Here is a 12,980-nt window from a genome sequence, read left to right on the forward strand (position 1 = left end):
ATGGGCCGAAGCGGCCGACGGCCGTTCCCGCCTATCGCGAGGCGAACGGCTGGTCCGTGCGGACGATCTCCTTGCCGAACGGCAGCAGGGATACCGGGATCAGCTTGAAGTTGGCGATGCCCAGCGGGATACCGATGATCGTGATGCACAGGGCGATGCCGGTGACGATGTGGCCGAGCGTCAGCCACCATCCTGCGAGGACCAGCCACAGCACATTGCCGACGCAGGACGGCGCTCCGGCATCACGGCGTTCCACGACGGTGTAGCCGAAGGGCCAGAGGGCGTACACGCCGATGCGGAACGCGGCGAGGCCGAACGGGATGCCGATGATCGTGATGCACAGCACGAGTCCCGCGACCATGTAGCTGAGGAACATCCAGAAGCCGCACAGGACGAGCCAGATGACGTTCAGGATTGTTTTCACGGGCGACGACCTGCCATTTGCTCGAGTCGGGCAATGCGCTCCCCCATGGGCGGGTGCGTCGAGAACATCTTGGACAGACCCGGACCAGGACGAAACGGATTCGCGATCATCATATGACTCGCGGTCTCGAGGCGCGGCTCGGGCGGCAGCGGCAGCTGCTTGGTACCGGCGTCGAGCTTGCGCAGAGCGCTCGCGAGGGCGAGCGGATCTCCAGTGAGCTGGGCGCCCGAGGCATCGGCCTCGTACTCTCGCGAGCGGCTGACGGCGAGCTGGATCACCGAGGCGGCCAGCGGGCCGAGGATCATGACCAGGAGCATGCCCACGAGGCCGGGACCCTCGTCGTCGTCGGAGCGCCCTATGGGGATCAGCCAGGCGAAGTTCACCAGGAACATCACCACGGAGGCCAGCGCGCCGGCGACCGAGGAGATCAGGATGTCGCGGTTGTAGACATGGCTCAGTTCGTGGCCGATGACGCCGCGCAGCTCGCGCTCGTCGAGGATCCGCAGGATCCCCTCGGTGCAGCACACCGCTGCATTGCGCGGGTTGCGTCCAGTGGCGAAGGCATTGGGGGCCTGGGTCGGCGAGATGTACAGGCTGGGCATGGGCTGACGGGCGGCGGTGGAGAGCTCACGGACGATGCGGTACAGCGCGGGCGCCTCGAATTCGCTGACGGGGCGGGCGCGCATGGCCCGCAGTGCCAGCTTGTCGCTGTTCCAGTAGGCGTACGCGTTGGTGCCGAGCGCGACGACGAGCGCGATGAGCAGGCCCGTACGGCCGAAGAAACTGCCGATAAGGAGGATGAGAGCGGACAGCCCCCCGAGGAGTACGGCGGTCTTCAGCCCGTTGTGCCGGCGGTGCACGGTACGCCCTCCAAGTGGTGCGGCAGGGGAACCCTTTGCGTGGTGGTGCTCCACTCACCAGTGGACCCTTCTGTACTGGTCAACGCCAGGCGAAGGACGCTAGTTCCCTTGTGCTCCTGCCCTTGGAATGGGCCGATCGGGTGCCGCTCAGAACAAGTTGCTCGCCGCGAAGCGGAGCACCAGCTGCGGATAGCCGGAGAGGACGACGCCGACGACGGCGGTCAGGGCGATGGCCACGGTGACCGGGGCGGGGGCGCGCTTCGTGGAGGGTACTGCCGCCTCTGTGCTTTCCTCGGCTCCTTCAGCGGCCGGTTCGGGGGCACGGAAGAGGATCGCGGTCCACTGCAGGTAGTAGTACAGGGCGATCACAACGTTGATGGCCATGATGACGGCAAGCCAGCCCAGGCCGGCGTCGACAGCCGAGGAGAAGACGGTCACCTTGGCGAACAGACCGACGATGCCGGGCGGCAGGCCGGCCAGGCAGAGCAGGAAGAAGCCCATGGCAAGGGCGGTGAACGGGCGGGTGGCGTAGAGCCCGCGGTAGTCGGAGATCCGGTTGAGCGGGTGCGTACGGGCGACGACGGCCGCCACCGCGAAGGCCCCGAGGTTCACCACGGCGTACATCAGGGCGTACGCGACGGTCGCCCCGATCTGGTCGTCGCTGGAGTACGCGGCGGCCGCGATCGGCACCAGCAGATACCCGGCCTGCCCCACGGAGGACCAGGCCAGCAGGCGTACCGCACTCCACGCGCGCGTGGCCGACTGGCGCAGCGCACCCACATTGCCCACGGTCATGGTGAGAGCCGCGAGGACAGCCATGGCCGGACCCCAGACATCCGCGTATCCCGGAAAGGCGATGACCGTCACCAGGATGAGGCCGGAAAAACCGACGGCCTTTCCGACGACCGAGAGATACGCGGCGATGGGGAGCGGGGCACCCACATAGGTGTCGGGAACCCAGAAGTGGAAGGGAACCGCGGCCGTCTTGAAGGCGAAGCCGACGAGGGTCAGCGTGACGCCCACCTTGGCGAGGCTGTCCAGCTGGCCGGGGACCTTGTCGAGCTCGGTGGCGATCTGCGTGAGGTGCAGGGTGCCCGTCGTGGCGTACACAAAGCTGACGCCGAGCAGCATCACAGCGGTCGCGGTGACCGAGGAGAGGAAGAACTTCAGGGCGGCTTCGCTGGAGAGCCGGTCGCCACGCCTGAGGCCGACGAGCGCGAACGCCGGCAGCGATGCGACCTCAAGGGCGACAACCAGAGTGGCCAGGTCGCGTGAAGCGGGCAGCAGCGCCGCACCGGCCGCTGAGGAGAGCAGCAGGAACCAGAACTCCCCTGCGGGGAGTTGCTTGCGGGTGTCGTGGAGCGAGAGCAGCGCGGTGAGCAGTGCGCCGCCGAGCACGAGGAACTGGATCACCAGCGTGAAGTGATCGGCGGTGTAGCTGCATGCGTCGGCGTCGGTCGTGAGGCAGAACGTCGCGCGGTTGCCCTTGCGCAACGGAAGGAGGGTGATCAGCGCGGCGACAAGACCGGTGATCGCGATGGCCCCCAGCAGCGGCTTGCGCTTCTCGGATACGAAGAGGTCGGCAACCAGGACGATCAGGGCCACCGTCGCGGTGATGGTGGGAGGCGCGATCGTGAGCCAGTCGACGGACTGGACGAGGCTGGTGACGCTGTCGGCGGCCACGGTCACGAATTGCCTCCTGCGAGGAGCTTCTGCACGGCCGGGTCGGTAAGGCTGAGGAGGACCGCGGGCCAGAGTCCGGCGATGACGGTGAGGGCCACGAGCGGGGTCCAGGCCGCGAACTCGTAGTTCTGGACATCGGCGAGCGGCTTCACTTCCTGCTGTTCCTGCCCCGTCTGCCCCTCCTGTCGCAGCGCGCCCATGCAGACACGGCGCACGACCACGAGGAGATACGCGGCTGTGAGCAGGGTGCCGAAGCCGGCGATCGCCATAAAGGTGAGGAACGCCGGCCGGCTCAGGCCCTCGGCGGGGTCGAACGCGCCGAACAGCGCGAGCATCTCGCCCCAGAATCCGGCGAGGCCGGGAAGGCCGAGCGAGGCGACGGCGGCGAAGGCGAGGAGGCCGCCGAGGCGCGGGGCCCGGCCGTAGAGGGCGGCTCCGGTAGCGCCGGCGAGGGTGTCGAGGTCGGCTGTGCCGTAGCGGTCCTTGAGGGCTCCGACCAGGAAGAAGAGGAGGCCGGTGATGAGGCCGTGGGCGATGTTGGCGAAGAGCGCGCCGTTGACGCCGGTCGGCGTCATCGACGCGATGCCCAGGAGCACGAAGCCCATGTGGCCGACGGAGGAGTACGCGATCAGACGCTTGAGGTCGCCGCCCGCGCCATGCTTGGCGAGAGCGAGACAGGCCAGAGATCCGTAGATGATCCCGGCGACGGCGAAGGCTGCGAGATACGGCGCGAAGGTCTGCATTCCGTCGGGCGCGATGGGCAGCACAATGCGGATGAATCCGTACGTACCCATCTTGAGCAGTACGCCGGCGAGCAGGACGGAGCCAACGGTCGGTGCGGCGGTGTGCGCGTCCGGCAGCCAGCTGTGCAGCGGCCACATCGGGGTCTTCACAGCGAGCCCGATCCCGATCGCCAAAACGGCGATGACCTGCGTGGATGCGGTCAGTCCACGGCCGTTGTCAGTGGCGAGTGCCACCATGTCGAATGTGCCGGTCTTCAGCCCGATCAGCAGCAGGCCGAGCAGCATGACCACAGAGCCGAGCAGCGTGTAGAGGATGAACCTCCAGGCGGCGGGATGCCGCTCCTCGCCGCCCCAGCGGGCGATGAGGAAGTACATCGGGATGAGCACCATCTCGAAGGCCAGGAAGAAGAGCAGCAGGTCGAGGACGGCGAAGGTCGCGAGAGTCCCGGATTCCAGGACCAGCAGAAGCGCGACAAAGCCCTTCGGGGACGGGCCCGAAGGCATCTTGAAGTAGCTGTACAGCGCGCACAGGAAGGTCAGCAGCGCCGTAAGGACCAGAAGGGGGAGGGAAATGCCGTCGACACCGAAGTGGATCCGCACATCGAGTGCGGGGATCCAGCTGATGTCCGTCGTGGCCTGCATCTTCGACGGGTGGTCGTGGTCGAAGCCGATGGCGAGCACGATCGCCGCGGCGAGGATCACGCCGGTGACGGTCACGCCGTGGCGCAGGACCGCCTGGTCCGGGCCCTTGCCGCGCAGCCCCGGCGGGGCGGGCAGGAGGGCGGCGCCCGCCCCGATGAGCGGGCCGACGACGATGAACGCGAGAAGGAACTGCATCACGGACTCGCTGATATCGATCACGGCTCACGATCCCGCGTTGACGTTGGAAAGGACGACGGCAGCGATCGCCAGGACGACGGAGCCTGCCAGCAGCGCGCTCAGGTAGGTCTGCACATTGCCGGTCTGGGCGCGGCGGACGGCCGCGCCGAGCCAGCGGGCTCCCGTGCCTGAACCGCGTACGTACGTCTCGACAACCTCCCGGTCCAGGAAGCTGACCAGCTGGGCGGCGGCCCGGACGGGACGTACGAACAGCGCGGAGTAGAGGGCGTCGACGTGGAAACCGGCGGCGGCGTGGCGGTGGAGCGGGCCGAGCAGTAGACGGCCGGGGTCCGACGGGTCGGGGGCCGCAGCAATGTCGCCGTACGCGAGGGTGTGAGTCGCGATGGCCTCGGCCTCGATGACCGACGGCGCCGCGTCCGGATGGGCGGCGACGGCGCCCATAGGGGCCCGTGCGACCGCTGCTCCCGCGCGGAACTGCAGGGCGCGCCAGGTGCCGTAGGTGATCAGTCCGCCGACGAGCGCGACACCCGTGCCGAGGACGGCAGTGGTGACGGTCGGGGTGAGGCTGTGGCCGTCGAACCAGTCGTTGAGGTAGCCGACGGTCAGGCCGAAGCCGAGTGAGGGGACTGCGAGCACCCAGAGCACGGCATTCATGGCGATGGGCTGGCGGCCGTGGTCCGGGGCTTCGGCTCCGCGGCCGCGGAAGGCGAGCAGCCACAGACGCATCGCGTACGCGGCGGTGAGGAGGGCGGTGATCAGACCGGAGACCAGCACCGTCCAGCCGGCCGCAGCGGGGGCGATGTCGGATTCGCCGAGCGCCGCGTGCTCGGCGGCGACGAGGACGGCTTCCTTGGAGAAGAAGCCGGCGAAGGGAGGGATGGCGGCGAGCGCGAGCAGGGCGACGGTCATCGTCCAGTACGCGTCGGGGATGCGCTTGGCGAGACCGCTCATCCGGGACATGGCGGCGAGCGAGTTGGTTCCGGCGGCGTGGATGATCACGCCGGCGGCGAGGAAGAGGAGCGCCTTGAACGCACCGTGCGACAGGAGGTGGAAGACAGCGGCGCCCCGGTCACCGGAGGCGAGCGCGCCCGTCATATAGCCGAGCTGGCCGATGGTCGAGTAGGCGAGGACGCGCTTGATGTCGTCCTGGGCGAGGGCGGCGAGGCCCGAGCCGGCCATGGTGACGGCGGCCATCACCGCGAGGACGATCATCGCTGCCGCAGAGGCGGAGAAGACGGGAAGGAGTCGGGCCACGAAGTAGACACCGGCGGCGACCATCGTCGCGGCGTGGATCAGCGCGGAGACGGGGGTGGGGCCAGCCATCGCATCGGGCAGCCAGGTGTGCAGCGGGAACTGCGCCGACTTGCCCGCCACACCGGCGAGAAGCAGCAGAGCGATCAGCGTGGGGTGCTCGATCCCGCCGGCCGCGACGGAGCCAAGGATTCCGGTAATTCGGAAGGTACCGGCGTCGACGGCGAGCGCGAACAGACCGAAGAGAAAGGGGACATCGCCGAGCTTGGTGACCAGGAAGGCCTTGAGGGAGGCGGCGCGTGCCTCGGGCGTCTCCCAGTAGTGGCCGACGAGGAAGTACGAGCAGATGCCCATGATCTCCCAGCCGACCATGAGCACCATCAGGTCGCCGGAGTAGACGACGAGCAGCATCGCGGAGGTGAAGAGGGAGACGAGCGCCGCGTACGAGGGGTAGCGCGGGTCGTCGCGCAGATAGCCCGTCGAGTAGATCTGCACGCACGACGCCACGACGCCGACCAGGACGGCGACGAGGACCGCGAAGCCGTCGAGGTACAGGGCGAGGTCGATGGGGACCGACCCGGTCGGGGTGAGTTCGGTCGAGGCGACGATCGCCTTGCCCCCGCCCTGGCGGACGGCTACGAGGACGGCGATGGCGGCCGCGGCGAGGGTGGGCAGGACAGCCAGGGGCCGTACGAAACCGGGTGCCGTACGGCCGAGCAGGAGTCCGGCCGCGGCGCCCAGGAACGGAAGAAGGGGGACAAGGACGGCGAGGGTCGTGGTGGTCACGCGGTGGCCTCAGCCTTCTGCGCCGCGGTGGCTGCGTCGGCGTCAGGGGCGTGGGGCTCACCGTCGGGGCCCTCGGCGGTGTCGCGAAGCTTGTCGACGTCCGAGGTTCCGCGGTTGCGGTAGACCATCAGGACGATCGCCAGGCCGATGCCGATCTCCGCTGCGGCGATGGCGATGGTGAAGAGGGTGAGCGCCTGGCCGGCGTGCAGGGTGTCGCGCATCCAGACGTCGAAGGCAACGAGGTTGAGGTTGACCGCGTTGAGCATCAGCTCGACGGACATCAGGACCAGGATCGCGTTGCGGCGTGCGAGCACTCCGTACAGCCCGACGCTGAAAAGGAGGACGGCGAGCACGGCGGGATAGGCGAGGTGCATCAGCTCTTCCCCTCGGGAGCCTTGGCGTCCTTGGCGTGCTTGCGGGACAGGACGATCGCCCCGACGAGGGCGGCGAGCAGCAGTACGGAGAGCGCCTCGAAGGGCAGCACCCAGTGCCGGAAGAGGATCTCGCCGGACACCTGGGTGGAGCCCTGGGCGGGTCCGTCCAGGTCGATCCAGGTCGTACGGAACGCGTCAACGACCACCCAGACCAGGGCTCCTGCGGCGGCGACGGCCACGGCGAGGGCGACCCAGCCGTTGCGGGAGTCGGCGTCCGGGGAGCGGCCGATGGGGGCCTTGGTGAGCATCAGCCCGAAGAGAAGGAGGACGACAACGGAACCGACGTAGATCAGGACCTGCACCCAGGCGATGAACTCGGCCGTCAGCAGCAGATATTCGACGGCGAGGCCGCCGAGCGCCACGACCAGCCAGAGGGCGGCGTGCACCAGCTGTTTGGTCGTGACCGTGATGGCGGCGGCGCCGAGCGTGGCGAGGCCGACGAGGAGAAAGGCGATCTCGACGCCGGTCGGGGAGAGGAAGCCGTGCGTCCCGGCTGCGGCGAGCATCATGCCGGGCCTCCCTCGTCCGCCGGGGGTTCCGCCTGGGCGGCCGCGAGCTTCTCCGCTGCCTTGCGGGCCGCGGCGATCTCCTTCGGCTCCTCGGCGCCCGGGTCGAGCGCGGGCGGCGCGGGCACCGTCCACATCCACTCGCGGAGCTTGTCCCGCTCATGGGTGAGTTCGCGGATGTCCGTCTCCGCGTACTCGAACTCCGGTGACCAGAACAGCGCGTCGAAAGGACAGACCTCGATGCAGATACCGCAGTACATACAGAGCGCGAAGTCGATGGCGAACCGGTCGAGGACATTGCGGCTGCGCTCGCGACCGCCGGGGGCGGCGGCCGGGACCGTCTCCTTGTGGGAGTCGATGTAGATGCACCAGTCGGGGCACTCACGGGCGCAGAGCATGCAGACCGTGCAGTTCTCCTCGAACAGGCCGATCACGCCGCGGCTGCGGGGCGGGAGTTCGGGCTGGGCGTCCGGGTACTGCTGAGTGACGGTCTTCTTCGTCATCGTCCGCAGGGTGACTGCTAGGCCCTTGGCGAGACCGGATCCGGGGATCGGAGGCATTACTGGATCACCACCTTCACGATGCCGGTGAGGGCGATCTGGGCGAGGGCGAGCGGGATGAGCGTGGTCCAGGCGAGTTTCTGCAGCTGGTCCTCGCGCATCCGCGGATAGCTCACGCGCAGCCAGATGACGACAAAGGCGAGCACGGCCGTCTTGAGCAGGGTCCAGACCCAGCCGAGACCGTCCGCCCCGAACGGGCCGTGCCAGCCGCCCAGGAAGAGGACGGTGGTCAGACCGCACAGGACGATGATCCCTGCGTACTCGGCGAGGAGGAACAGTGCGAAACGCAGGCCGGTGTACTCGGTGTACGCGCCGAAGATGATCTCGGAGTCGGCGACCGGCATGTCGAAGGGCGGGCGCTGGAGTTCGGCGAGGCCCGCTGTGAAGAAGACCAGGGCGCCCACGATCTGCCAGGGCAGCCACCACCACTCGAAGGCGTTCAGGATGCCGGGCAGCGAGACCGTGCCGGCGGCCATGGCGACGGAGGCGGCGGCGAGCAGCATCGGCAGTTCGTACGCCAGCAGTTGAGCGGCGGTGCGCAGTCCGCCCAGGAGGGAGAACTTATTGGCCGATGCCCAGCCCGCCATGAGCGAGCCGAGGACCCCGACGCCCATCACGGCGAGCACGAAGAAGATGCCCGCATCGACGACCTGACCGACCGCGCCCTCGCTCGGGCCGATCGGGATCGCGACGAGGACGAGGAGATAGGGCAGGAGGGCGACGGCGGGCGCGAGCTGGAAGATGCGGCGGTCGGCACCGGCCGGGACGACGTCCTCCTTCTGCGCAAACTTCACGCCGTCCGCGACGAGCTGGGCCCAGCCGTGGAAGCCGCCCGCGTACATGGGGCCGAGGCGCCCCTGCATATGGGCCATCACCTTGTGCTCGGTCTGCCCGATGACGAGGGGAAGGACCAGGAATACGGCGAAGACGACGACCAGTCGGAGGGCGACGTCAAGAGCGTCGTTCACGCGTCTCCTCCGGGGCGTTCGGCCGCGTCGTCGGCCGGGGCTTCGTCGGCCTCGGGCCGGACGGGGGCTTGTGGGGTGGGTTCGGTCGCAGCCGGTTCCTCGGCGGCCGGTTCCTCGGCAGCGGGGGCCGGTTCTTCGGCGGCCGGCGCGGCCTCCTCGGCCGGCGCGGGTGCCTCCGGCGCGGGTGCCTCCGGCGCGGGTGCCTCCGGGGCCTTGGTCGGCGCCGCCTCGCCCTCGGCCGACTCGTCGAAGGCCGGGCGGGCGTTGTGCCAGGGGGCGTCCGGGGTGGGCTGCTGGGAGGCCGAGCCTTCGGAGGCGGTGCGGGCGCGACGGGGCGGGGCCGCGGGAGCCTCGGCCGCCACCGCAGCGTCCGGCGCCTCCGCCGCGTCCGGCGCTTCGGGAACAGCCGCGGAGGCCTGCGAGGCCGAGCCTTCCGATGCGCTGCGGGCGCGGCGCGGCGGGCGTTCGGTCGGCGCAGCTTCCTGCGAGGCCGAGCCTTCCGACACGCTGCGGGCGCGGCGGGGCGGGCGTTCGCCCGGGGCGGCGGGTGCGCCTGCCGTGCGGGCTGCCCTTGCGGGGCGGGCCGGGGCAGGGGGGAGCTGGCCCTTGAGGGGGCCCCATTCGTTCGGGTCCGGGACGCCCGGCGGGAGCATCTGGCGGCGCTTCGGGCCGCCGTGCTCCGACTCCCCCGGCTCCTTCGCGCCGGGCCAGGCCTTCGCGACCCGGGCCGCCAGCACGAAGTCCTTGCGCAGCGGGTGACCCTCGAAGCCGTCCGGGAGGAGCAGGGGGACGAGGTGCGGGTGGCCGGTGAAGTCGACGCCGAACATCTCGTACGTCTCGCGCTCGTGCCAGGCCGCGCCCGCGTAGATCTCGACCGCGGAGGGGAGGGAGGGGGCGGTGTGCGAAACGGTCGTACGGAGCAGCAAGCGGTGGACCGTACCGCCGCCCAGTGCCACGACATGGGCGCAGACGCGGAAGCCCGTGCCCGGTTCGTCGACCGCGCTCAGCCAGTCGAAATAGGTGCAGCCCAGCTTGTCGCGGGCGATCTCGAGTGCGGCGATCCAGGAGCCGACAGGGACATCGACCGTGAGCAGGTCGTACGCCCGCTCGGCGGTGGCTTCCTCGCCGAAGATCTCCGTGACGGCGTCGGGGAGCCGGTCATAGGCGGGGTCGTAGGCGTTCACCGGTCACCTCCCGGTACCGGCGGCGGGGTGACCAGACCGCTGCGCAGCTGATCTACGGACGCCCGGGCGCCACCGTTCCCGTACCGCTCGCCGAGCGACTCGCGCGCGATCTTCTCCTGCAGGGTCAGAATCCCCTGGAGCAGGGCCTCGGGGCGGGGCGGGCAGCCGGGCACGTACACATCGACGGGGATGATCTGGTCGACGCCCTTGGTCACGGAGTACGAATCCCAGTACGGGCCGCCGCAGTTGGAGCAGGCACCGAAAGAGATCACGTACTTGGGCTCGGGCATCTGCTCGTACAGGCGCTTGACCGCCGGGGCCATCTTGTCCGTTACCGTGCCCGAGACGACCATCAGGTCGGCCTGGCGCGGGCCGGGCGCGAAGGGGATCACACCGAGCCGGATGAAGTCGTGGCGCGCCATCGAAGCGGCGATGAACTCGATCGCGCAGCAGGCGAGGCCGAAGTTGAAGACCCAGAGGCTGTAGCGGCGTCCCCAGTTGAGGACCACCTTCATGGGCTCCGGGGCCAGGCGTGACAGCACACCCAGGCGTTGCGGCTCCGGCAGGAGTTCGGGCCGGGTCACGTCCATGTCAGGACGCCCTTCTTCCATGCGTAGAGCAGTCCCACGGCCAGGAAGCCGAGGAAGATGAACATCTCCACGAGTGTCGTCGCGCCGTATCCCGCGGCGGCGAAGACGGTCGCCCACGGGAAGAGGAAGATCGAGTCGACGGCGAAGATCACGTACAGAAAGGCATAGACGTAGTAGCGGACCTGGGTGTGCGCCCAGCCCTCGCCGACCGGGTCGACTCCGCACTCGTACGTCAGCAGCTTCTCCGGCGTGGGCACCACCGGCCGCAGCAGCCGGCCCGCCCCGAAGGCCACGGCGACGAACAGCACGCCGATCAGCGCGAGCAGTCCGACGACCGAGTAGCTCTCGAAATAGTCCGCCGCGAGCACGGCCACGGTCGGTTCCGGCACGTCCGCCCCTCGCTCCCTGACTCGTTGGCAATCTGTTCGATCTGTTCGACGATCTATCTCTACGCATCGGAGTCTAGGCCCTGCTAAAGGGACCGTAAGCAGTCGCGTCGCACATCAGGTGGGGTTATCCCTACTTCATCCCACCCATGAACCCCATGGCGTGCGACGACCCGGCCCGGCAGGCTGGGCGCATGACCGCGAGCATCACCGCCCCCGACGACGACCGGCCGCCTGCCGCGCGCTTCGCCTACGACCGCCACACCTGGAAGGAGATCGCCCATCTCCTCTGCAATCTGCCGGTCGCGCTGATCGGCTTTGTGTACGTGGCGTTCATGATTTTCACCGGCGCGACCCTGTCGGTGACAGTGATCGGGCTGCCGCTCCTCGCCCTCGGGCTCGCGGGCGCGCGCGTGCTCGGCAGGACGGAGCGGTCCAGGGCACGGGCGCTGCTCGGCATACGGATCGACGAGCCGAGCCCCCTCCACGGCCGCCCGGGGCACCGGCGCGAGGGGCTCTTCCCCTGGCTGTGGACAAGCCTGAAGGACCCGGTTGCGTGGCGGTCGGTGCTGTACTCCTTCATACGGCTGCCGTGGGGGGTGCTGACCTTCGCCGTGACGCTGGTGGGCCTGTTCGTGCTCTGGCCCGTACTGCCCTTCGTCGCGCGCGGGCTGACCAACGCGGACCGGGCGATGGTCCGCGGGCTGCTCTCCCCCTCCGACGAACTGGAACGGCGCGTCGCGGAGTTGGAGTCCGACCGGGGGGTCGTCGTCGACACGGCGGCCGCCGATCTGCGGCGTATCGAACGCGATCTCCACGACGGGGCCCAGGCCCGCCTCGTCGCCCTCGCCATGGGGCTCGGCCTCGCGAAAGAGAAGCTCCTCGAAGATCCGGACGCGGCGGCGGTGATGGTGGACGAGGCTCACGGCGAGGTGAAGCTCGCGCTGCAGGAACTGCGCGATCTGGCGCGGGGGATCCATCCCGCCGTGCTGACCGACCGGGGTCTTGATGCGGCGCTCTCGTCGGTGGCCTCGCGCTGTACGGCGCCGGTGAAGGTGACCGTCGACCTGGCGGAACGGCCGGCCGAGGCGATCGAGGGCATCGCCTACTTCACCGTCTCCGAGCTGTTGCAGAACGTCAGCAAGCACGCGCAGGCCGGCCGCGCAGCGGTCGACGTCTGGCGGGCGAACGACCGCCTGCTGATCCAGGTCACGGACGACGGTCGCGGGGGCGCGCGGCTGGACGGGGGCTCGGGCATGTCCGGCCTGGCGGAACGGCTCGGGGCGGTGGACGGGCTGTTCGTGCTGGACTCGCCGGTGGGGGGGCCGACGGTGGTGACGGCGGAGCTGCCGTGGCGGGGGCGGGCCGAGGTCTGAGGGGATTGTTGTCCCCACCCGCCCCTTCCCGAAACTGGCGGCTGCGCCCCCAGACCCCTGGGGGAGGGGTGTCGGGGGCTGACGCCCCCGCGACCCGAGACTCCGGCGGCCTCGCCGCGGAGCACGAGACGGGCTCGCACCTGCGCGCCGCACCGGCCGGGCCAGGCTCAGAGATGTGAGGGCTGACACCCCCCACCGCCTGCGGCTCCGACGGCTCCGCCGCGGAGGACCACATCGGGCTCGCGCCCACGCCTCCCAGGCGGGTGCGGGACGCAGGGCACGCGCCGCCCGGCGAGCGAGGGAGATACGCGGGGGCGGCGGCCTCAGCCCCCTCCTGTGCGGCAGCTTCGCGCCGCTCACGCAGAACTGCTCTGCCTCTCGGGGCTCGC

General features: G+C 69.8%; 13 protein-coding genes. 1 reads left to right on the plus strand and 12 read right to left on the minus strand.

What is annotated here, in order from left to right:
* Positions 1-31 precede the first annotated feature (31 nt).
* The 12 genes from ABZS64_RS06610 to ABZS64_RS06665 form a co-directional block, all read right to left on the minus strand.
* Positions 32-424, minus strand: coding sequence for a YccF domain-containing protein (locus ABZS64_RS06610; RefSeq protein ID WP_355823987.1), 393 nt, complete (start codon positions 422-424; stop codon positions 32-34).
* Entirely contained in the window at positions 421-1,284 is an 864-nt protein-coding gene (htpX, locus tag ABZS64_RS06615) for a zinc metalloprotease HtpX (RefSeq protein ID WP_355823988.1), read from the minus strand. Before htpX ends, ABZS64_RS06610 begins: the two co-directional genes overlap by 4 nt.
* A 147-nt stretch (positions 1,285-1,431) precedes the next feature.
* Positions 1,432-2,973 (minus strand): NADH-quinone oxidoreductase subunit N, encoded by a 1,542-nt coding sequence (locus tag ABZS64_RS06620; RefSeq protein WP_355823990.1) that lies wholly within the window; start codon positions 2,971-2,973, stop codon positions 1,432-1,434.
* Positions 2,970-4,547 carry an NADH-quinone oxidoreductase subunit M gene (locus tag ABZS64_RS06625; RefSeq protein WP_355824126.1) on the minus strand — a complete coding sequence of 526 codons (1,578 nt, stop codon included), beginning with the start codon at positions 4,545-4,547 and terminating at the stop codon, positions 2,970-2,972. Before ABZS64_RS06625 ends, ABZS64_RS06620 begins: the two co-directional genes overlap by 4 nt.
* 27 nt (positions 4,548-4,574) lie before the next feature.
* A complete protein-coding gene (locus ABZS64_RS06630; protein WP_355823993.1) occupies positions 4,575-6,587 on the minus strand; it encodes an NADH-quinone oxidoreductase subunit L in 2,013 nt (670 codons plus the stop codon).
* Entirely contained in the window at positions 6,584-6,961 is a 378-nt protein-coding gene (gene nuoK / locus ABZS64_RS06635; RefSeq protein ID WP_355823995.1) for an NADH-quinone oxidoreductase subunit NuoK, read from the minus strand. Before nuoK ends, ABZS64_RS06630 begins: the two co-directional genes overlap by 4 nt.
* Positions 6,961-7,530 (minus strand): NADH-quinone oxidoreductase subunit J, encoded by a 570-nt coding sequence (locus tag ABZS64_RS06640; RefSeq protein ID WP_355823998.1) that lies wholly within the window; start codon positions 7,528-7,530, stop codon positions 6,961-6,963. The genes nuoK and ABZS64_RS06640 overlap by 1 nt, the downstream gene beginning before the upstream one ends.
* Positions 7,527-8,087, minus strand: a complete 561-nt coding sequence (locus ABZS64_RS06645; RefSeq protein ID WP_355824001.1) for an NADH-quinone oxidoreductase subunit I — start codon at positions 8,085-8,087, stop codon at positions 7,527-7,529. The genes ABZS64_RS06640 and ABZS64_RS06645 overlap by 4 nt, the downstream gene beginning before the upstream one ends.
* Positions 8,087-9,055 carry a complex I subunit 1 family protein gene (locus ABZS64_RS06650; RefSeq protein ID WP_355824004.1) on the minus strand — a complete coding sequence of 323 codons (969 nt, stop codon included), beginning with the start codon at positions 9,053-9,055 and terminating at the stop codon, positions 8,087-8,089. Before ABZS64_RS06650 ends, ABZS64_RS06645 begins: the two co-directional genes overlap by 1 nt.
* Positions 9,052-10,239 carry an NADH-quinone oxidoreductase subunit C gene (locus ABZS64_RS06655; protein ID WP_355824007.1) on the minus strand — a complete coding sequence of 396 codons (1,188 nt, stop codon included), beginning with the start codon at positions 10,237-10,239 and terminating at the stop codon, positions 9,052-9,054. The genes ABZS64_RS06650 and ABZS64_RS06655 overlap by 4 nt, the downstream gene beginning before the upstream one ends.
* Positions 10,236-10,829, minus strand: coding sequence for an NADH-quinone oxidoreductase subunit B family protein (locus ABZS64_RS06660; protein ID WP_355824010.1), 594 nt, complete (start codon positions 10,827-10,829; stop codon positions 10,236-10,238). Before ABZS64_RS06660 ends, ABZS64_RS06655 begins: the two co-directional genes overlap by 4 nt.
* Complete coding sequence (locus ABZS64_RS06665) at positions 10,820-11,218, minus strand: NADH-quinone oxidoreductase subunit A (RefSeq protein WP_355824012.1); 399 nt, start codon at positions 11,216-11,218, stop codon at positions 10,820-10,822. Before ABZS64_RS06665 ends, ABZS64_RS06660 begins: the two co-directional genes overlap by 10 nt.
* A 191-nt stretch (positions 11,219-11,409) precedes the next feature.
* Here ABZS64_RS06665 and ABZS64_RS06670 point away from each other — a divergent pair, with 191 nt between their 5' ends.
* On the plus strand, positions 11,410-12,591 hold the full coding sequence (locus tag ABZS64_RS06670) for a sensor domain-containing protein (RefSeq protein WP_355824015.1): 1,182 nt from the start codon (positions 11,410-11,412) through the stop codon (positions 12,589-12,591).
* The last annotated feature ends 389 nt before the right edge of the window (positions 12,592-12,980 follow it).

The organism is Streptomyces sp. NPDC005408, assembly GCF_040606445.1.
Taxonomy (GTDB): Bacteria; Actinomycetota; Actinomycetes; order Streptomycetales; family Streptomycetaceae; genus Streptomyces.

Bases quoted from the DNA above. Each gene is read 5' to 3' on its own strand.
- ABZS64_RS06640 (WP_355823998.1), bottom strand. From the start codon at position 7,530: ATGATGCTCGCCGCAGCCGGGACGCACGGCTTCCTCTCCCCGACCGGC.
- ABZS64_RS06645 (WP_355824001.1), bottom strand. From the start codon at position 8,087: ATGCCTCCGATCCCCGGATCCGGTCTCGCCAAGGGCCTAGCAGTCACC.
- ABZS64_RS06660 (WP_355824010.1), bottom strand. From the start codon at position 10,829: ATGGACGTGACCCGGCCCGAACTCCTGCCGGAGCCGCAACGCCTGGGT.
- nuoK (WP_355823995.1), bottom strand. From the start codon at position 6,961: ATGCACCTCGCCTATCCCGCCGTGCTCGCCGTCCTCCTTTTCAGCGTC.
- ABZS64_RS06670 (WP_355824015.1), top strand. From the start codon at position 11,410: ATGACCGCGAGCATCACCGCCCCCGACGACGACCGGCCGCCTGCCGCG.
- ABZS64_RS06625 (WP_355824126.1), bottom strand. From the start codon at position 4,547: ATGCAGTTCCTTCTCGCGTTCATCGTCGTCGGCCCGCTCATCGGGGCG.